This is a genomic window from Hymenobacter saemangeumensis (assembly GCF_039541835.1).
Taxonomy (GTDB): domain Bacteria; phylum Bacteroidota; class Bacteroidia; order Cytophagales; family Hymenobacteraceae; genus Hymenobacter; species Hymenobacter saemangeumensis.
The window spans coordinates 1-19,576 of record NZ_BAABGZ010000012.1 but is presented as its reverse complement, the minus strand read 5'-3'; the positions used below and the strand labels follow the sequence as shown (position 1 = coordinate 19,576).

13 protein-coding genes are annotated in these 19,576 nt (G+C 64.5%); 7 read left to right on the top strand and 6 right to left on the bottom strand.

Translation table 11 applies throughout. The features are described 5' to 3' along the window. The first annotated feature begins 34 nt into the window (after positions 1-34). A complete protein-coding gene (locus tag ABD919_RS04220; RefSeq protein ID WP_345234090.1) occupies positions 35-1,177 on the top strand; it encodes an FAD-dependent monooxygenase in 1,143 nt (380 codons plus the stop codon). 90 nt (positions 1,178-1,267) lie between these two features. Further along, positions 1,268-2,038, top strand: coding sequence for an alpha/beta fold hydrolase (locus tag ABD919_RS04215; RefSeq protein ID WP_345234088.1), 771 nt, complete (start codon positions 1,268-1,270; stop codon positions 2,036-2,038). 41 nt (positions 2,039-2,079) lie between these two features. Here ABD919_RS04215 and ABD919_RS04210 read toward each other — a convergent pair whose 3' ends face one another. From ABD919_RS04210 to ABD919_RS23935, 6 genes are all read right to left on the bottom strand, one after another. Then, positions 2,080-2,586, bottom strand: coding sequence for a hypothetical protein (locus tag ABD919_RS04210; RefSeq protein ID WP_345234087.1), 507 nt, complete (start codon positions 2,584-2,586; stop codon positions 2,080-2,082). A gap of 447 nt (positions 2,587-3,033) precedes the next feature. Further along, the gene (locus tag ABD919_RS04205) at positions 3,034-5,187 is read right to left on the bottom strand and encodes a M48 family metallopeptidase (RefSeq protein WP_345234085.1); all 2,154 of its coding nucleotides are present in this window, start codon (positions 5,185-5,187) and stop codon (positions 3,034-3,036) included. 173 nt (positions 5,188-5,360) lie between these two features. Further along, the gene (locus tag ABD919_RS04200; RefSeq protein ID WP_345234083.1) at positions 5,361-5,774 is read right to left on the bottom strand and encodes an SPW repeat domain-containing protein; all 414 of its coding nucleotides are present in this window, start codon (positions 5,772-5,774) and stop codon (positions 5,361-5,363) included. Positions 5,775-5,869: 95 nt separating this feature from the next. Continuing rightward, positions 5,870-7,081, bottom strand: coding sequence for a DUF1501 domain-containing protein (locus tag ABD919_RS04195; RefSeq protein ID WP_345234082.1), 1,212 nt, complete (start codon positions 7,079-7,081; stop codon positions 5,870-5,872). A gap of 218 nt (positions 7,082-7,299) precedes the next feature. Next, positions 7,300-8,733: a DUF1800 domain-containing protein gene (locus ABD919_RS04190; protein WP_345234080.1), complete on the bottom strand. Its 1,434-nt coding sequence runs from the start codon at positions 8,731-8,733 to the stop codon at positions 7,300-7,302. A 328-nt stretch (positions 8,734-9,061) separates the two neighbouring features. Beyond that, a complete protein-coding gene (locus ABD919_RS23935) occupies positions 9,062-11,167 on the bottom strand; it encodes a lamin tail domain-containing protein (protein WP_425556396.1) in 2,106 nt (701 codons plus the stop codon). A 1,551-nt stretch (positions 11,168-12,718) separates the two neighbouring features. Between ABD919_RS23935 and ABD919_RS04180 the strand changes: the two genes are divergently transcribed. The 5 genes from ABD919_RS04180 to ABD919_RS04160 form a co-directional block, all read left to right on the top strand. Then, complete coding sequence (locus ABD919_RS04180) at positions 12,719-13,714, top strand: aspartate-semialdehyde dehydrogenase (protein WP_345234076.1); 996 nt, start codon at positions 12,719-12,721, stop codon at positions 13,712-13,714. A 360-nt stretch (positions 13,715-14,074) separates the two neighbouring features. Then, the gene (locus ABD919_RS04175) at positions 14,075-14,674 is read left to right on the top strand and encodes a DNA-3-methyladenine glycosylase (RefSeq protein ID WP_345234075.1); all 600 of its coding nucleotides are present in this window, start codon (positions 14,075-14,077) and stop codon (positions 14,672-14,674) included. A gap of 425 nt (positions 14,675-15,099) precedes the next feature. Further along, positions 15,100-15,738 (top strand): helix-turn-helix domain-containing protein, encoded by a 639-nt coding sequence (locus ABD919_RS04170; RefSeq protein ID WP_345234073.1) that lies wholly within the window; start codon positions 15,100-15,102, stop codon positions 15,736-15,738. A gap of 410 nt (positions 15,739-16,148) precedes the next feature. Then, a complete protein-coding gene (locus ABD919_RS04165; RefSeq protein ID WP_345234071.1) occupies positions 16,149-16,565 on the top strand; it encodes a hypothetical protein in 417 nt (138 codons plus the stop codon). A gap of 375 nt (positions 16,566-16,940) precedes the next feature. Then, a partial coding sequence (locus tag ABD919_RS04160) for an RCC1 domain-containing protein (RefSeq protein WP_345234069.1) occupies positions 16,941-19,576 on the top strand: 2,636 nt, incomplete at its 3' end.

Here is a 19,576-nt window from a genome sequence, read left to right as displayed (position 1 = left end):
ATGCTGTATTTTTAGGGCCAGACATGTGCTTGCTATGCAGCTTCCCGGCTTAATTATTGGCGGCGGTATTGCCGGGCTTACCGCGGCCATTGCGCTGCAGCAGCGCGGCCTGGCCGTGCAGGTGTGCGAGGCCGCCCCCCGGATACTGCCGCTCGGGGCCGGCATCTGGATGGCACCCAACGCCATGCAGGTATTCGACCGCCTGGGCCTGGCCGGGCGGGTAAATGCCGGGGGCGTACCCCTACGCGACATTCAGATTGTGGATGCCCGCCTGCGCCCCTTGCTGCGCACCAACCAGGAGCGGATTCGGGAGCAGTTCGGCTTTACCACTACGGCCATCCGGCGGGCAGTGCTGCAGGATATTCTGCTGGGCGAGCTGGACTCCCAGACCGTGCTGCTGTCCAGAGAGTATGCAGGCCTGCAGCAAGACGAAGAGGAAGTTACCGTGCGCTTCACGGATGGCAGCAGCCTGCGCGGGGCTTTCGTTATCGCCGCCGACGGCATTCATTCCCCTGTCCGCGGGCAGCTGTTTCCGGAGGTGCGCTTTCGCAGCACGGGCCACCTGGTGTGGCGGGGCATGACGCCCATACAGCTGCGGCCGGCTTATAAGCAGGTCATTATGGAGGCCTGGGGGCGGGGCGTACGGTTTGGCTTCTCGGAAATTGCCGATGGGCTGGTCGACTGGTTTGCGGTGGTAGCTGCCGATAGTATCGGCGAGGACCGGGCTCAGCTCAAAGCGCGCCTGCAGCGGCTTTTTGCCGGCTTCGCTTACCCCATTCCCGATATTCTGGCCCAGGCCGATGAAAGCCGCATCATTCGCAATGAAATAGCCGACTTCGACCCCATTTCCAGCTGGAGCCGGGGTAAAGTGTGCCTGATTGGCGATGCCGCGCACGCCTCTACGCCCTACATGGGCCAGGGCGGCTGCCAGGCCGTGGAAGATGCCTACGTGCTGGCGCAGTGCCTGCAGCGCGAGCCCAGCGCGGAGCAGGCCTTCGCGGCGATGCAGCAGCTGCGCTGGGCCCGGGCCACCCATGTGCAGCGTACCTCCCGCCTATTGGGCCGGGTAGGCTACCTGCAGCAGGCCCCCGGCGTGCTGCGCGACCTCATCATGCGCAGCACGCCGGGTTTCATTATCGAACAGCAGTTCCGGCGGGTATACGAGCTGAATTACTGAGCAAGTAGCGGGCAAGGGGCACCCAGCCGGCCACTTACTACTCTGGCGGCATGGCGGCGCAGCCGGCCCCGGCCCCTACTTTTGTGCATTATGGCTGCTGCACCTTCCACCCCGCCCACCATCGTCTTCCTCCACGGCTTTGCCGAAAGCCGCGAGGTATGGACCGGCTTCACCCGGCCGTTTCCGGATACCTACCGCCTGCTGATGCCCAACCTGCCCGGGCATGGCACCAACCGGGCCGCCGTGCCCGACTTCACCATGGAGGCCCAGGCGCGCTACGTTATCGACTACCTGAACAAGAAGGGCTGTCCCGGCCCGGTGCTGCTGGTGGGCCACAGCATGGGCGGCTACGTGGCCCTGGCCCTGGCCGAGCGCTGGCCCGAGCGGGTGGCGGGCCTGGCCCTCATCAACTCCACCGCGCTGGCCGACACCGAGGAGAAAAAGGCCAACCGCGAGAAAAACATCAGCTTCGTGGAGCGCCATGGCATCGAGAAGTTCATGGAAAGCTTCGTGCGCCCCCTGTTTGCGCCCCACAACCGCGACCGGCTGACGGAAGCCCGCCTGCTGCTGGAGGAAATTGGCAAGGCCACGCCCGTGGAAACCATTACCGGGGCCATGCGCGGCATGGCGGCCCGCCCCGAGCGCACCAAGGTGCTGAAGGAGGCCGAGTACCCCATCCTGCTGGTGGCCGGCAAGCACGACGTAGCCGTGCCCTTCGACGATGCCGTGAAGCAGGCCGCCATGCCCTGCACCGGGCACGCCCTGTTCCTGGAAGGCAGCGGGCACCAGTCCTACCTGGAGCAGGCCGAGGAAACCCGCCGCGCCGTGCTGGCCCTGGCCGGGTCGGTGTTTGGGGGCTGAGCTTGTTTTCCCGGCCAGCACCTGACGGGAGAAAAGCCAGGCTAGTTAATTGGAATAAGCAAATGACGCTCGGTGCTGGGAATGTCCGTAATAGACACAATCTGTAGGCCGTTGACGTCGGTATAGGGCAGGTGCAGGCCCTGGGCCTGGGTCAGGCTGGCTTGCACTTCGCGCTGGTCGATGCGGAACATAGCCCCGGTAAGCGGGTCTACTATCAGCAGGCCGAGAGGCCCGCCGATAAACAGGTTGCCGAAGTACCAGCCGTTTATGTCCGCCTCCAGGTTCATGGTCTTGGGCTCGTAGCCGGGCATGGTAAACTTGAGGGTATACTTTGCTTTTTGAAAGTAGCCGGCGCCCGACTTCAGCAGCACGGCAGCGGGGGTAGGCCCGGAAAACACCTCCAGGCCGTCGCGGCCCAGAACGGTGACCGTAGCTCCGGCAGGCGTGCTGCTGATGGTCACGGGCCAGCGGGTATTGCTCACAATGGATGCACAGCCGCTGAGCAGGCTCCCCGCCAGGGCGAGACCAACAAGGTAAATACGCTTCATGAACGGAAAAGTAAACGGGGGTGAAATGCTGTCGTGGGCCAGGTATGGCGCCCATCAACAGTGTATTCGCTTTCGTGCTACTAATTGTTCTAGCGAGGTAAAACCAAAGTGCCTTTACAGGGGCTGAATGGTGTATTAACCTCCTCACAAGGCGAATTGCGCAAGCCATCTGCTGGAAGTAGAGACGCAACCGAAGGTCAGCGCAGCTAATATTTTGCGTCTGGTCGTTGAACGACCCAGCAGAACGGGCAGTTAGCCCGGTTCCGGTGCTAACGGCGCAGCCCCGGAGACGCAAAATGTTGCGTCTCTACATCGTTCGTTTTTCGCAAACCACTTCGCAATAAGTATAAGAACAAGCCCGGCTTCCGTAGAGAAGCCGGGCTTGTTTTGCCGGAGCCGGGCTTAAGGGAAGCCGCTTATCCACCCAATTGTTCTATACAATAAGGGTTACACCGCCGATAGAGCCGGGCTAACCGCGGCTACGGGCACCGTATGCGCCGCAGCCAGGTCTTCTTCGAGGCGCAGCAGCACGCCCAGGTTTTTGAAGTAGACGCGGCGCAACCGCTCCTCCATGGTGTTGAGGACGGCGAAAAAGCTGTTTATCCAGTCGCCGTTGAACTGGGCCGGGCCGGGGAGTGTCAGGTCATGCCGGGCGTACTCGGCCAGGGTGGCGAAGCGGCTGAGGTGGGTGAGCGGCAGCATAGGTACCGGGCCGGCTTCCAGCAAGGCATGCTCCAGGGCCATGCGGCTCTGCTCGAAGCGGCTGCTGTAGCTGGCCACGTCCTTTTCCGTCAGGTCGCCGCGCTGCTCCAGCTCCTGCAGGGCCTGGCCGGCGCTGGCCCGGGCCTCGCGCACGGCCCGCGACGCCCGCTGAATAGCGTAGTGAAAGCTAAAGCGCGCCAGCCAGTCCTCACGGCGCTCGGGCTGGCTGGCCAGCATGCGCCAGTGCACGGCCAGCACCTGCTGGTCGAATGCCGCGAGCCAGCTGCTGTGGCCTTCGCAGTCCTGCTCGAGGCGGGCGGCAACGGCTGCCGCTTCTTTTGCCGGGTAGCTGGTGCCGGCCACCACGAAGGTGGGGCTTTTAGCCAGTCCCTGCTGAAACAGGGCCAGCTTCTGCAGGTCGGCCAGGCGGGTGCTGTGGGCCGCGGTGCGCGTTTGCAGCTCCGGGCCGTACAGGGCCGCGCGGGCCTCGGCCAGGGTGCCGGGCGGCAGGGTGGCTTCATCGGCCAGCCGCTGCAGCTCGAGGGGGTTGAACAAGGTGACGAAGCGGTTGTCGTAGGTGCCGGCATAATGGGCGGCATACTCCAGCTCGGCCCGCTCGGCCGCCAGAAACTCCTCGACCTGGGCGGCGGGCTGCACCTCGGGCTCGGTGCCGGGCTCAAAGGCCGGGTACAAGGTGCGGGTAACCAGCTTGCGCAGCTGCTCGGGCTGGCGGAAGAGCAGCCAGGGCGAGCGGTCGTCGCTGGGGCCGTCGATAAACACGCGCTGGGCCTGCTCTTCGCGCAGGTAGTCGGCCGGGTGGCTGGCGTACATGGCCGACACCCGCAGCTCGTCGGGGGCAAAGCGGCGCAGGGGCTGCCCGGCCGCGGCGGGTGCCGGCGCCGGGCGCAGCGCCAGCTGCTCCTGCAGGTAGCGCGACTGGTGGAAAAACACGTCGTCGGTGGCCAGGCCATGCTCCAGGGCCAGGCCCAGCTGCTGCGTGGCCGAAGCCAGTGCATTGCTGACCGGCTCCAGCTGGTAGAGCACGTCGCACATCGCCCGGGAGCCGGCCAGGCGCACGGCCACGCGGTCGGCCTGAAACTCCATCTCCCGCGACAGCGAGGCGTGCACCAAGTGAATACCCTGGTAAGCCAGCTCCAGCAGCTTGCGCACCACCCACACCAGCCCCGAAATCAGCCAGGCGCCGGCCGAGAGGCGGATGTCGAGGGCGCGCCACTGCAGCAGCATCTCGTCCCACTTGTCGCGCTCGTACACCATGTCGTGCAGCAGGCGGCTGGCGGTGTGCACGTAGCTGCCCAGGCGCATGCTGCGCTGGGCAAAGTGGCCGAACTCGTGGGCCAGCACGGCCTTGAACTCCGACAGGTTGAGGCCATTGACCAAACCCAGGCCGATGAGCAGGTTTTTACGCGTGGGCCAGAACAGGCTGCGCAGGGAGCTGTCGTAGAAGACGGCGGCATTCACCTCGGAGCTGACGCAGATGTACTTGGGCTGGGCGGCGCCCACCTCGGCACACAGCCGGTGCACGAAGTCAAACAAAGCCGGGTGGGCCTCGGCCGTCAGGCGGGGGTGCTCGGCAAGGCCGTTGGAGGGGCTGCGCTTAAATACGGCTTTCACCAGAAAGACTACCAGCATGAGTGCCGCCAAAATGCAGCCCAGGTGGAACAGGCCGCTCCAGAGGCCATAGCTCTCAAAATGGAGAGTAAGCGTAAGGTATACCAGCCCGACGGCACCGGCCAGCAAAGCCAGGTACAAGCCAATAAAGAGCACAATGCTTACCAGCATGGCGGCTACCAGCCACTTGTAGCGGCCGCTGGGTTGGGTAAAGCCTGCCGGCACGGCCGCTGGGCTAAGTGGGTAAAGAGGGGCGTCGGGGGCCGGCATGGCAGACTTTTTATGGATAGATAGGCCAGCAAGCTAAGGTTTTTGTTTAGAATAACATAATGAAGCGGGCAGGCTTGCCGACTTGTGTCGCGCAGGAGGCGTGATGGCGCGGGCTCAATAAAAAAGCCCGGCCTCCTTTCAGAAGCCGGGCTTAAAAATCTTACTCAGAATGGTTAAGCCATCTGCGGGCCTTTGCCCGTGATAGTACGGCCGTGGTTGTGGTTGTTGGCCGCGTGGGTTTCCGCGTTCCAGTCGGTGAGGAAGTAGGTGCCGAGGAAGGCCACACCCAGGCCTACAAACAGGTTACGGGCGGTTTCGTTGTCGTCGGCGAAGCCGAACAGCCAGGGCGAGGCCAGCAGGGCCAGGGCGCTAATCAGCTCCAGCCGGCCGTGCACCTTGAAGGGAATGGCGCGCATTATAGCCAGCGGCATGTTGGTGAGCAGGGTAATTACCAGGTAGCCGGCTGCCAGGATGTAGCACACCGTGGCATACGTGCCGTCGAGGTCGAAAATGGTGGGCGCCAGGGCCAGGAAGCCTACCGTCAGGTAGTCGATTACGCCGTGCAGCGTGGGGGATATGGCTTTCATTGGGAAGGTAGATTAAAGGTGGAAAGAATGTGGAAAGATGTCTGCCTTTACGACCAGCTTTTCCAAAAGGATATTGCCGAGCTAAAATCTATAAGCTAGACGAAGCCTGTAACCCGCTTGAAGTCAGCGCCTAAAATTTTTGCGTCATCGCCGCCCAACCAGTCTTTGAGGATGGTGGCATAGATGCCGCGGAAGTCGACCTGGTGGCGCAGGTCGCCCTGGTCGAGGCTGGCCAGGTCGGGGGCGGCGTTGAGGATGCCGCGCTGCCTGAGGCTGCCGCCCAGCAGCAGCACGCTGTTGGCCGTGCCGTGGTCGGTGCCGTTGCTGGCGTTCTGCTGCACGCGGCGCCCGAACTCCGAAAACACCAGCACCAGGGTGTTGGCCCACTCCCCGCTGCGCTGCAGGTCGGCGGCCAGGGCTGCTAGGCCATCGGAGAGGTCGGTGAGCAGGCGGCGGTGCTGCTCCTGCTGCCGCACGTGGGTGTCGAAGCCCGGCAGGGCCAGGTAAAATACCCGCGACTCCACGCCGGAGTTAATCAGCTCGGCGGTGGTCTTCAGGCTTTTGCCGAACTCCGAGGCCGGGTAGGCCGTGGGCGACTTATAGATTCGGGCCTTGTCGTAGAGGTACTGTGCCGAGGAGGTCGTTTCGGCCAGGGTCTGGTAGAGGTAGTCTACCTCGCTGTGGGGCTCGTGGTGGGGGTGGGCCTGGGTGGCCGCGGCCACGGCCCGGCTTTTGGTAAGCTGCCGGAACTTGTCGGGGTTTTTCAGGGCCAGCCCTTTGCGGGACTGCCCTTTGAGCGCCAGGCTGAGCGTGTCGTCGAGTTCCAGGGCGCTGTAGGAATGGGAGCAGCCGGCGCAGTCGGCGTCGAGAAAGCGGCCCAGCCAGCCGGTGCTCAGGCTCTGGCCGGCGGCCGAGCCGGTTTGCCAGATGTCCATGGAGCGGAAGTGCGAGCGGTCGGGGTTGGGGTAGCCCACGCTGTTGAAAATGGCCACCTGGCCCTGGTCGTACAGGCCCTTCAGGCCGCGCATGGCCGGGTGCAGGCCCAGGTCCTGGTCCAGGGCCAGAATGCCCTCGGCTTCGCGGATGGCCAGGGTGGGCCGGGCCTGGTAGTACAAGTCGTTTTTATAGGGAATGATGGTGTTCAGCCCGTCGTTGCCCCCGCCCAGCTGCACCACGATGAGGCGGCGCCCCCCGGCGTCGCGCAGCCGGCTCAGACCGGAGCCGTGGTCGAGGGCGTGCAGCAGCTTGGGCACCAGCAGCAAGCTGCTGGCCAGGGCGGAAGTGCGGAGGAAGTTACGGCGTTGCATAGCGGAGAAGGGTAAGAAAAGCGAAAAAACTCCCCTCCTTATTTTAAGGAGGGGATGTTTCAGCCGCAGGCTGAAACGGGGGTGGTGGACGTCGTCAGGGCTTTGGAGTGTCGTTGGGTATTAATCGTTCGGGTATCGTTCAACGACGTTAACCACCCCAGCCAGGCCTGTCGGCTTGGCGTCCCCTCTTTAAAAAAGGAGGGGAGCTTGTCGTGCTATCAGGCTAGCTGGTACTCGGGCAGGCTTAGCAGGCCGATGAGGGTATTGCGCAGTGTCTCTGGTGGCGCGGCTGCCCGGGCTTGCTGCTGTACCAGGGCCAGGGCTTCGGGCCGCAGGGGAACCTGCAGCAGGAAGCCGGCCAGCCGGCCGGCCTGCTTTTCCGGGGGCGTGCCGGCCAGCAGGGCCTGCAGCGGGGCCAGGGCCAGCCGGGCGTCCGGCGCGGCCCCGATGCTGCGCTCGGCCAGGCTGGCGTTGGGGCTGAGGTCGTTGTCGTCGTCTTTCAGGGCCACGGCAAAGGCTGCATTGCGAAACAGCACGGTGGGCAGCTGCAGGCGCAGCAGCAGCGAGGAAGAGTCTATCCAGCTGCGGCCGCCGGGCCAGCCCGCCACGTTGGGCGGCATAAACAAGGTTTGCCCCAGGGCTTTCTGCAAAGCCAGCAGCGGCTGCTCCTGCTCGAAGCGCACGCCCAGGCTGCGGCGCATGCCGGCCAGCAGCTCCACCGGCGACTTGATGCGGGTGCCGATGTTGGCGGGCTCGTAAAACCAGTCGGCCGAAAACAGCCGCTCCAGCAGGTCGGCCAGGTCGTAGCCACTCTGCCGGAAAGCCGCGGCCAGGGGCTCGATACTGGCGGGGCTGGGCTGGTCGTTGACGAAGAAGCGGTAGATTTTGGTGGTCAGGAAAACGGCCACCTGCGGCTGCTCCAGGAGGATGCGCAGCACGTCTTCGCCCGTCAGGTTTCCCGTGTGGCCCAGGAAGGTTTTCAGGCCGTCGTCGTGCTGCCGGGCGCGAAACCGGAAGCTGCCGCTGTCGTCGTAGCCCCAGCCGGTAAAGGCGCGGGCGGCCTCCTTCACGTCGGTTTCGCTGTAGTGGCCCCGGCCCAGGGTGAAGAGCTCCATCAGCTCGCGGGCGAAGTTCTCGTTGGGCTGCTGCTTGCGGTTTTGCTGGTTGTTGAGAAACTGCAGCATGGCCGGCTCCCGGCTCACGGCCAGCAGCAGCTCGGGAAACTTGCCCAGGGCCAGGCGGTGCATGGTGTTGTGCAGCTGCAGGGCCGCCTCGGGGCGCTGGCTTACGCGGCAGGCAAAGTGCCCGTGCCAGAACAGGGTCATCTTCTCGCGCAGCTGGGCCGGCGACTCGGCCATGCGGCGCATCCAGGCCGTGCTCATGCTCCGGTAAGCGTCGCGGGCGGCCTGCCGGCGGGCTTTGCGCTGCTCCGGGGTTTGCTCACTGCGAGGAGCCGCACCCGGGGCAGGCGCAGCCATGGTGGGCTCGGCGCTGCCCGGCAGCGCGGCCACTTGCAGCGGCTCGAACTTCTCGGAGTCCCGGAGCAGCTGCCGCAGGGCTTTGCGCGGACTAAGCCCCGCCGTGAGGTCCTGCGGCCGGGGGCCAAAGCCCGCCCGCCAGTAAAGGTGCTGTAGTTGCCGGGTGCTGTCCATGGCCCTTCGATGGAAAAGCCGGGCCCGGGTTTAGTGGGGGAGTTGGTGGTAGTTATACTTTTCGCGAAATGGTCTGCGAGACCTGAACGAAGTAGAGACGCAACCGAAGGTCAGCGCAGCTAACATTTTGCGTCTCCGGGACCGCGCCGTTAGAACCGGGGCTGGGCCATCTGCTCAATCTGCCGGGTCGTTCAACGCCGAGACGCAAAATGTTAGCTGCGCTGACCTTCGGTTGCGTCTCTACATCCGCCATTTCCGCAGGGCACTTTGGGACGAGCCCCGCGCCATCATCAGCTACCTCTTCACTTTTCACCCAACCAAGGGCACCTTAGAACCGCGCCCCGACCACCACGGTCTTTTTATAGTCGCGCTTTTCGCCGCCGCCGGGGCGGTACAGCTCCACGTGCAGGATGTAGTAGCCCACGCTGGCCTTGCGGCCGCGCTCGTCCAGGCCATCCCAGCGCACGAAGCCGTTGGTGGCCAGGGTTTCGTTGCGCAGCAGGCGGCGCGTGAGGCGGCCCAGGGCGTCGTACACGGTTACCGAAGCGGCGTAGCCGGGCTGGTCGAGCTGGAAGTTGAGGGTGGTAAAGTCCTGCTGCCCGTCGTCGTCGGGCGTGAATACCTCGGGGTCAACGCTCAGGTCCTGGTTGCCGCCGGGCGTGTCCTGGGCCTGGGAGTTGGCCCGGCCGGGCGTGGCATAGCCCACGGTGCTGGCCGCCGAGTGGAAGTTGCTGGGCAGCGTGGGGCCGTTGGGCCGGATGCGCTCCAGCGACACGCCATCCTGGGTGGTTAGCAGCGCCAGGTGCATGTTTTTGCTATAAGCCAGCTGGTCGAGCGCGATGCCGCGGCCGTTGAGCAGGAGCACCGTGTCGACGGTGCTGGCGAAGGCGGGCAGGGAGGCGACCTGGTACAGGTTGGCCAGCTCGTGACTGGTGGGGTAGTTGAGCTGAATATTCTCAATGCCGGGCGTGAAAGCCAGGAGCTGGCCCGGCGCCAGCACCAGGGGCTCCAGCGTGATGGGCGTGGCCGTGGCCCGGCCGTTTACCCGGCCCCGCAGGAACTGGTGGCCCTGCAGGCTCACGTACTTGGTACTGCGGTTGAGCACTTCCACGAAGCGCACCCCGCCGGTGCGGGGGTTGAACAGCACTTCGTTGATGACAACATCGCCGGCTACGGCCGCTTCGGGCAGGGCAAAGTTGACTATTTGCAGGGGGCCGCTGGCGTTGCCGGCGCAGTCGGTGGCCATCTGCACCCGCAGGCTGGCGCCCTGGCTGGGCAGCAGGGGCGAAGCCAGCGTGAGGTCTACCTGCCGGAAGTCGGGGCCCACGGGGGCAGCGCTGCTGATGGCGGGAGCCGGGGCCGTCAGGGAGTAGCGGCTGGTGGTAGCGGCCGCCGTGCTGTCGAGCTTTTCGGAGAAGGTGAGGCGCACCGTGGTGGCATTTACTGCCACCACGCGCAGCAGGGTAGGGGGCGTGGTGTCGGGGTTGGCGGCGCGCACGGAGTTGGCGCGGCCGGGGGTGCCGCCGCTGGGGTCGTTGCTGGCTATCCAGTTGCTGGCCCCGGCGCACACGTTGTTCACGTCTATCATCTCCAGGCTCCAGCCGCCCTCTTTCTTGCGGGCGTCGCGGTACCAGCTATCCGAGTAGGTTATTTCAAACAGGGTGCTGCCGTCGCGGCCGCGCAGCAGCAGCTGGTCGCCGGCGTTGGTTAGGGCAGGGAAGTTGGTGAGGCCGTACACCCTGGCGTTGAAGGCGGCGAACTGGGCCACCCGCGTGCTGCCGCACACAATGGCGTACTGCCCCGGCCGCAGGCGGGCCGTATCCGGAAACACGGCACTGCCCGACGTGCCGGGCTTGCTCAGGCGCACGCCCTGCAGGCTAAGCACCCGGGTGGCGCTGCGGTTGTGGATTTCCAGGTATTCCGACTCCGGCAGCCCCAGCACCGGGGTTTCATCGGCCAGGATTTCGGAGATGACCAGCTCGCCCCGGACCGGGGCCACGGCGGGCTCCACGAAGTTGATGGTTTGCAGCGGGCCGCTCATGTTGCCGGCGCAGTCGGTGGCCATCTGCACCGTGATGGTGGTGCGCTGGCTGGGCGAGAGGGTACCGTTCAGGGCCAGGTCGACGGCCCGGAAATCGGGTCCCACCGGCGTGGCGCTCACCACGCCCGGGGCCGGCGCCGACAGGGAGTAGCGGCTGGTGGTGGCGGCCGAAGCGCTGTCCAGCTTCTCGGAGAAGTGCAGGCGTACCAGCGTGGGGCTGAGCTGCTCGGCCCGCAGCAGGGCAGGGGGCGTGGTGTCGGGGTTAANGGCAGGGGGCGTGGTGTCGGGGTTAACGGCGCGCACGGAGTTGGCGCGGCCGGGGGTGCCGCCGCTGGGGTCGTTGCTGGCTATCCAGTTGCTGGCCCCGGCGCACACGTTGCTCACGTCTATCATCTCCAGGCTCCAGCCACCGTTGCGCTTCACGGCGTCGCGGTACCAGGTGTCGGAGTAGGTTATCTCAAACAGCGTGCTGCCGGTGCGGCTGCGCAGCACCAGCTGGTCGCCGGCATTGGTGAGGGAGGGGAAGTTGGTGAGGCCGTACACCTTGGCATTGTAGGCCGCGAACTGGGCCACCCGCGTGCTGGCGCATACAATGGCGTACTCGCCCGGCCGCAGGCGCATGGTGTCGGCGAAGGCGGCTACGGTGCTGCTGCCGGGCTTGCTCAGGCGCACGCCGCGCAGGCTCAGGGTTTTGGTGGCCGTGCGATTGTGGATTTCCAGGTACTCCGACAGCGGCAGGCCCACCTGGGGCGTTTCATCGGCGAAGATTTCGGAGATGACCAGCTCCCCCGGCAGCGGGGCCAAGGTGGGGCCCCCAAAGCTGGCCGTGAGCGGGCCGGCGGCGGTGTTGCCGTAGAGGTCGGCCACGTTGCGCGCTTCCAGCACGTTCTGGGCGTCGAAGTCGGCGGGGAAGGTCAGGCGCACCACGGCGGGGTTGTGGGGCAGCACCTGGGCCGTGCCGGGCGTGGCCCCGCCCTGCAGGCGGTAGGCGGCTACGTTGCCGGCGCTGGCCGGGGCCACGGCCTCGTTGAATACCGCGTCCACCTGCCGGGCACTCAGGGGCACGGCGCGCAGCAGCTGGGGGGCGGTGGCGTCGCTCACCACGAAGTCGTCGAAGTAGAAGTTGCGGCCGTTGGCCGAGGAGTACAGCAGCGACACGCCCAGGGCCACGCTGCGCTGGTGGGTGGCGTCGATGGGCGAGGCAGGCTCGGCCACGAAGTTGCGGCCCCCGGCCAGGTCGTACTCCAGGCTCCACTGGTTGGCCGTGCTGCGGATGACGCGCACCCGCACCACGTTGTTGGTGCCGGGCAGGGTGGCGTCCTGCCCGTCGATGAGCATGGTGGCGCTGCGGGCCGAGTCTTTGCGAAACAGGCTCACCTCGTCGGCGGTGCCGCCCAGGCGCACGAAGTAGCCGGCGCAGTGCGGGTCGCGCAGGTCGGGGCGCGAGGCCATGAGCCACACGTCGGCCAGGTTGCTGGAGCTGGTGGCCAGGCGCAGGTTGGCCCAGAACTCCCACACCGTGCCCGTGCTGGCCTGGCAGGCCGTCACCAGCTGAATCTGGGAGCCCGTCACGGCGGGGCCGTTGCTTTGCAGCTGGTTGCTGGTCACTTGAAAGCTGCCCACGTCGCCGGTCCAGGCGGGGTTGGCCGTGAAGTTGCCGTCGGCGAAGTCGTCGCGCAGCTGGGCCAGGGCCAGGGTGGGAAGCAGCAGCAAAAGCAGTAGGAATAGTTTCATTAGCAAGCCGGGTAGATGCAAAATGGATATAGGGGTATTTAACCCCAAGTAATCCATTTTTAGCGACATTCCTCCTATGCCGGGCGGCTGCTTGGGGAACTACTTGGGCCGGCGGCGGTTGTTGTGCTGCTTTTGAGCCGGAAGCCGCCGCCGGCCGGATTGTCGGCTGCCCGGCTTAGCTTCGCTGCTTCTTTCTTATTCCAGTCTTTTATGAAACTTGCTATTGTAGGTGCCACCGGCCTGGTAGGCACCGAGCTGCTGGCCGTGCTGGCCGAGCGCAACTTTCCCCTCACCGAGCTGCTGCCCGTGGCCTCGGAGAAATCCGTGGGCCAGCTGATTGAGTTTCAGGGGAAGAAATACCCCGTGCTGAGCATGGACGACGCCATTGCCGCCCGCCCGGCCATTGCCATCTTCTCGGCCGGCGGCTCGGTGTCGAAGCTGCACGCCCCGCGCTTTGCCGAAGTGGGCACCACCGTTATTGACAACTCATCGGCCTGGCGCATGGACCCCGACAAGAAGCTGGTGGTGCCCGAAATCAACGCCCACGAGCTTACCCGCGACGATAAAATCATTGCCAACCCCAACTGCTCCACCATTCAGCTGGTGCTGGCCCTGAGCGAGCTGCACAAGGCCTACCGCGTGCGCCGCATCGTGGTGAGCACCTACCAGAGCGTGACCGGCACCGGCAAAAAGGCCGTCGACCAACTCATGCTGGAGCGCGCCGGCCAGCCCGTGACCGACCCGGCCTACCCCCACCGCATCGACCTCAACGTGCTGCCCCACATCGACGTGTTCGAAAGCAACGGCTACACCAAGGAGGAGATGAAGATGGTGAACGAAACCAAGAAAATCATGGGCGACGAGGGCATTCGCGTCACGGCCACCTGCGTGCGCATCCCCGTAATGGGCGGCCACTCCGAGTCGGTCAACGTGCAGTTTGCCGAGGAGTTCTCGGTGTCGGACGTGTACGAGAAGCTGCGCCACACCGCCGGCGTGGAGGTGGTCGACAGCCCCCTGCAAAACCAGTACCCCATGCCCAAAGACAGCCACGGCCGCGACGCCGTGCTGGTAGGCCGCGTGCGCCGCGACGGCACCCAGCCCCGCACCCTCAACCTCTGGGTAGTGGCCGACAACCTCCGCAAAGGCGCCGCCACCAACGCCGTCCAGATTGCCGAGTACCTGCTGGAAAAAGGGCTGGTTTCCTGATGTGCTGATGGTTTGATGTGCTGATTTTTTGATGTGCTGATGTGCTGATGTGCTGATGTGCTGATGGTTTGATGTGCTGATGTGTTGATTTTTTGATGTGTTGATTTTTTGATGTGCTGTTAAAAAAGAACGTCATGCTGAGCGAAGGCGCAGCCGTAGGCTAAGCATCTTTACCACGAGAGTAAACCCTTTCGATTGGATTACTGCCGCGGGCAAGATGCTTCGGCTGCGCTCCGCTCCGCTCAGCATGACGTTCTTTTTTAACAGCACATCAGCACATCAGCACATCAGCACATCAGCACATCAGCACATCAAACCATCAGCACATCAAAAAATCAGCACATCAGCACATCACCCAACATGCTCCCCCTCTCTTTCTACCAGCGGCCTGATGTGCTGCAGATAGCCCGGGAGCTGCTAGGCAAGCACCTCTACACCAACATCGGGGGCGTGGTCACGGGCGGGCGCATTGTCGAAACCGAGGCCTATAGCCACGAGGGCGACCATTCCCTGGCCCTGCACCTGCAGCGCAAGCGGCAGCAGGCGCGGGGGCTGTACCGGCCCGGGGGCCACGCCTACATCTACACCGTGTACGGCGGCCACGCCCTGCTCAACCTCACCACCCACGATGCGGCGCACCCCGATGCCGTGCTCATCCGGGCCATTGAGCCCCGGCTGGGGGTGGAGGAGATGCTGCGCCGCCGCGGCCTGCCAGCGCCTGGCCGTCGCCTCACGGCCGGCCCCGGCGTGCTCAGCCAGGCCCTGGGCATCACCCCGGCCCTGAGCGGGCAGCCCCTCACCGGCCCCACGCTCTGGCTAGCCGACCACGACGAGCCCGTAGCCGCGGCCGACATCGTGGCCAGTGCCCGCGTGGGCCTGGAATATGCCGGCCCCGAAGCCGCCGCCCTGCCCTGGCGCTTCCGCCTGCCAGGCAGCCCCTGGACCAGCCCGGCCAAATAACTTTACTTTGGCAGGTTAGCACGTGGCCCTGTCGCTGGACCCCACCCCCAGCCCCTCCCCTCTGGGGGAGGGGTGCGTTCTACCGTTTTTGGGTGTTGTTTGGCTCCCCTCTCCCGGAGGGGAGGGGGCGGGGGTGGGGTAAAACGGTGCCGCCTTAGCCGCTCATTTGCTCAAAAAGTGAACCTGCCAAAGTAGAGATAAGCCGTAACGCGGAATCCCATTCCGCGCCGCTGCGCCGTTTGGGCGGCAGAAACCGTGCGGAAACGCGGAATGAAATTCCGCGCTACACCCCCACGTCATTGAAACAAATTATTTTATTTTATATAATTTGTTTCAACGCTGAGCCCCCCACTGGTGAAACAAATGATGGATTTCTGCATCATTTGTTTCAAGCGCTTCCCACCTTTCATGTCACCTGTGTGCTTATGGGCCGTCCTTGCTATCCTTCCCCAACCCTGGCCGCAGCCGTGCGGGCCCACTTCGGCCTGAACCAGGACGAGCTGGCCCGGTTTGTTGGAGTGAGCCGTGCCCAGCTGGCCAATGTAGAGGCGGGCCGCCGGGAGCTGGCCGAGGCGCCCCGCTACCGACTGTGGGTGCTGGCCCGGCAGCTGCCGCCGCCCGATGGGCTGGGCCCGGCCGCGCCCGACTTCGCCGCGCGCCACGACTCGCCCCTGCTGAGCGCGGCCGATACCCAGCTGCTGCAAAAGCGCCTGGACCATTGCCGCTACCTCCTCACCAAAGCCCGCTACGAGCTGGGACAGGAGGATGACCCGGCCCGGCACGCCGCCCGCCGCCGCTGGGCCGTAGCGGTGCTGCGCCCGGCCCTGGCGGCGCTGCCCGACGCCGCCAGCGCCGCCCGCTGGCCCGGGGCCACGCCCAATCCCCCCGCCGACCTGCACTGGCTGGCCGGGCTGGAAACGCATACCCAGGCCGCCCCGCCGCCCCTCAGCCCCGGCCAGCACGTCCTGGCCCAGGCCCGCCTGCATGCCCTGGAAGCCGAAGCCGCCGCCCTGCAAGCCGCCTTGCTGCCCGTACCGCGGACTCCGGGAGCTCGCACGGACTAGCATTCAGGCGCGCGGACTCACAGAGTCCGCCGTACATATCCAACAAGTCCAATAAGTCCCTGCTTGATGAATGAGGGCAGAAGCGAAGGGGTATACTAGCAGTACATGTAGAAGAACCCCAACGGGGTTCAATAGTCTAGCCCCGGGTTGGCGCCAGCCTACCCGGGGTCAGGAAGTTCACCTGGAACGACGAACCCCCACGGGGTTCCGTATTGGAGCAGGGCTTAGGGGATACCGCAAACGGGGGCTACGGAACCCCGTTGGGGTTCGCTAACCCACCCGAAACTAGCTCGGATGTTGCCCTTCAAAGCGGTCGACAAAATCGTATGGCAGGGCAATGATGGAATATTAAAATCAATAGCTACATTAGCGGCGAGTCGTCAAATGTTTACCATTAAATTCTACCTGACATGGCTTACTCGCTAAGTTTATTGACCACCTATGCCCAGTGCGACGCCGTGCTGGCCGCCGCCAACAAGAAGCTGGGCACGCTCAGCTTCCGCGACACCACCACCGACCGCAGCGTGGGCAACACCACCGAAACGGCCACCAGCATCAGCAACGAGCTGAGCAGCCTCAACACCTACCTCACGGCCATGGCCCCGGCCCTGGCTTCCCTGCCCGCCGGCCGCGAGCGCGACGAGCTGGGCGACGAGCTGCGCATCAAAACCGACCGCCGCGATGCCCTGCTCTCGCGGCAACGCCGCGTAGGCCCCGAGAAGCTGGTGGAGCGCGAGCTGGAGCAAGCCCTGCTCACGCCGCAGCTGCCCCTGGTCCAAGACCTCATAGCCCAGATAACGGCTCACCGCGCCACCCTGGCCGGCTAAGCCGGCGCGGCAGCGGGCCGCGCCGCCCAGGGCGGGGTATATGACTCTACCACCACCGCCCGGGCCCGTGCCGACCCTTGCTGCTTGTTATAAGGCCCCCGTCCGGTATCCGGACGGGGGCCTTTTTGCGTGGGGTAGAGGCGGGGCCTGCCCGGCTACCTGCGCCAGCGGAACGGCCTGTTGCCGCGGAAAGCCTGCTCGGTCAGCGGAGCAGCAACTGAGGCAGTACTTGCGTATGGGAATGAGGCAGGTAGCCTTTCCCTGACGCTATGTTATATTAATGCAGGAAGCCGCTCGGGATAGAAGGAAAAGTGCTGGTTTTTACTTACCATTGCAGCGATACATCTGTTCCGCTCACCTTTTCTCTCTTGCTGCATGAAAAAACGTTTTACTACGATTGGTAGCCTTGCTACCCCCCCCCATTATCACGGCTTTATCTGCTTGCTGGTGCTGCTGGCTGGGATGATGAGCAGCCATGCGGTCCAGGCACAGTCCAGCCAGCCGGGTGGTAGCGGAACACCTAGCTCCCATGCGCTGCTGGTGTGCCAGGATGGCACCGTACAAGGCTGGGGAGCCAATTCAGCCGGTGAGCTAGGTCCCCTGGCGAATCCTACTACTTATCCCGCTACTCTTTCTGGGGTAGGTCTTACCAACATCGTCAGTGTGGCGGTAGGCACGGCCACCAGCTTCGCCATTAAGGAACAGATACCGGGACAGCGGCAGCTGCTGGCCTGGGGCAACAATGGCAATGGCCGGCTGGGTATCGGCAGCACCGTGACGTCAACCGCGACCCCAACACTGGTAGGCAGCGGGGTGGCCGGATTTCCGGCCGCGATAAAAGATGTAGCGGCCGGGCTGGATTTCGGGGTTGCATTGGGCACCGATGGGAGCGTCTGGACCTGGGGCCGTAATAACCTGGGACAGCTTGGTACCGGGGCCAGCGGGCCCAACCGCTACCTCCCTGCTCAGGTAACCGGCATTCCTTATCCGGTTACGGCCATTGATGCGGGCTCCGACTTTGTCATGGCGTTGTGCAGCAACGGTCAGGTATATACCTGGGGCTACAACGGGCACGGACAGCTGGGGCAAGGTGCCGCCATTGGGGCCATTCTGGGCCCGGGGGCCATTGTAATGCCCAGTCCATCCAGCCCGGTTATAAAGATTGTGGCAGGGTTTAGCCATGGACTAGCGCTGGGGCAAAATAACTTTGTGTATGGATGGGGCTACAATTTGTATGGTAGCGTGGGCAACGGCAGCTACAGCGACCAGCCGAGCCCCCAGGTAATCTGGGGGGCGTTGGGTGCTGTAGATATCGCGGCCACGGAACATACCAGCTGTGCGGTGCTCCCGGGAACAACAGGAGCCACCAAGATGTGGGGCAGCAACGACCTGGGCTACTTTGGTACCTGCTCTACCGAGCAGGACCGGCCTGCTCCCGGCCCTGGCCCGTCGTTTAGCGCGGGCGTAAAGATTAAAGGCAGCGGCCTGATGTTTACTAGCGTGGAAACCAACGGCAGCATGAAAACCTGGGGCTGGCGCCCTCTGGGGTATATTTCCAGCACACCCGACCCCTATGGCAACGGCAGCTCTTGCGTGCCCACTACACCGGTGGGCTCCTGCGCGGCGCTGCCCTGTGCCCCACTAGTGATTGCCGGCGACAACAGCGTCTGCCGTGGTGCTCAGGTAACCCTGACCGCCAGCGGCGGCGATGGGCTGGTGTATAACTGGAGCGGAGGGCAGGTGCTTTCGTCTACCGCCAACAGCATTACCGTGGCACCCAGCATCACCACTGCCTATACGGTGAGCAGCGGCTGTGGCGCGCCAACCACCTTTATTGTAGAGGTAATTGCCGGCTGCTGCCTACGGGATGTCGTATTTATACAGGACGAGCTTACGAACCCCTCGTACAGCAGCTACACCTTCAACCAGAACGCCTTTTACCATATTCCCGACGGCGCCACGGTAGAGTTCAGCTCCGGGGCATTCGTGATGCCGCCGGGCTGCACCCTGCTCATGGGCAAAAATGCCCGACTGGTGCTGCGCGACCGGGCCACCCTGACGCTGCAGGTGGGCGCTGCTATCACGGCCGCCTGCGGCGAGATGTGGGACCAGGTGGAAGTAACAAGCGACGCGGGCGGCGTAGAGGCCGAGCCGCACACGCGGGTTGAGCACAGCACCAATGGCATCGTATTCGACGATGCCGGCGGTAACACACCGCCGTACTTCCGCTTTGACCGCACCACGTTCTGGAACAACCGCCAGAGCCTGGACCTGAACCGGGCGCAAAGCTCTTCTACCAGCAGTGATTACGTGCTTCGCTGCACCTTCGATAGCGACGCGGCCCGCTTTGCCAAGCCCTGGGACGACGGCCTGCACGTGGCCCTGCGCCATATCGCCGTCGATGGGAACGTGCGGTCTACGCCCATCGAAGACAACACCTTCGAAAATGCCCTCTTTGGTATCTATGGCAAAATCATCCGCACTGGTAATCCCCTGGACCTGCAGGCCGAAAAGAATACCTTCCGAAACTTCTACCTGGCCGGCATCTGCGCCGAAAGCGACCCCATGCAACAGGGTATTCTCAAGTCGCTGCAGAACCGGTTTGAGTTTCCGGCCTGGGACCCGGGCCAAGGGAGCCGGCTGCCGCTGACGGCGCAGGTGCAGGACGCCCTGGCCCAGGACCTGCGCAGCGGCGAAGAGGTGACCGCCGGCATTCGCTACCAGACCCATGAGCTGTACGTGGTGGGCGACACCTACGTGCAGCCCGACAGCTCCGTCTACCCCAAGTACGACTACGAGGCCTACCGCACCCGGCAGGTGGGCATTCTTACCAACGGCGGGCGCACCACCATCGACCGCAGCCGCTTCGAGCTGCTGCACGAAGGGGCGCGGCTGGGATTGAGTACGGGCAGCTACCGGGTGGAGGTAACCAGCTCGGGCTTTACGGCCTGCCAGGTGGGCTGCTTGTTGAATGGCGGCACCCGACTGGCTTTACCAAGTGGCTCTACCAA

Bases quoted from the DNA above. Each gene is read 5' to 3' on its own strand.
- ABD919_RS04215 (WP_345234088.1), top strand. From the start codon at position 1,268: ATGGCTGCTGCACCTTCCACCCCGCCCACCATCGTCTTCCTCCACGGC.
- ABD919_RS04210 (WP_345234087.1), bottom strand. From the start codon at position 2,586: ATGAAGCGTATTTACCTTGTTGGTCTCGCCCTGGCGGGGAGCCTGCTC.
- ABD919_RS04170 (WP_345234073.1), top strand. From the start codon at position 15,100: ATGGGCCGTCCTTGCTATCCTTCCCCAACCCTGGCCGCAGCCGTGCGG.
- ABD919_RS04165 (WP_345234071.1), top strand. From the start codon at position 16,149: ATGGCTTACTCGCTAAGTTTATTGACCACCTATGCCCAGTGCGACGCC.
- ABD919_RS04200 (WP_345234083.1), bottom strand. From the start codon at position 5,774: ATGAAAGCCATATCCCCCACGCTGCACGGCGTAATCGACTACCTGACG.
- ABD919_RS04190 (WP_345234080.1), bottom strand. From the start codon at position 8,733: ATGGACAGCACCCGGCAACTACAGCACCTTTACTGGCGGGCGGGCTTT.
- ABD919_RS04220 (WP_345234090.1), top strand. From the start codon at position 35: ATGCAGCTTCCCGGCTTAATTATTGGCGGCGGTATTGCCGGGCTTACC.
- ABD919_RS04180 (WP_345234076.1), top strand. From the start codon at position 12,719: ATGAAACTTGCTATTGTAGGTGCCACCGGCCTGGTAGGCACCGAGCTG.
- ABD919_RS04205 (WP_345234085.1), bottom strand. From the start codon at position 5,187: ATGCCGGCCCCCGACGCCCCTCTTTACCCACTTAGCCCAGCGGCCGTG.
- ABD919_RS04175 (WP_345234075.1), top strand. From the start codon at position 14,075: ATGCTCCCCCTCTCTTTCTACCAGCGGCCTGATGTGCTGCAGATAGCC.
- ABD919_RS04195 (WP_345234082.1), bottom strand. From the start codon at position 7,081: ATGCAACGCCGTAACTTCCTCCGCACTTCCGCCCTGGCCAGCAGCTTG.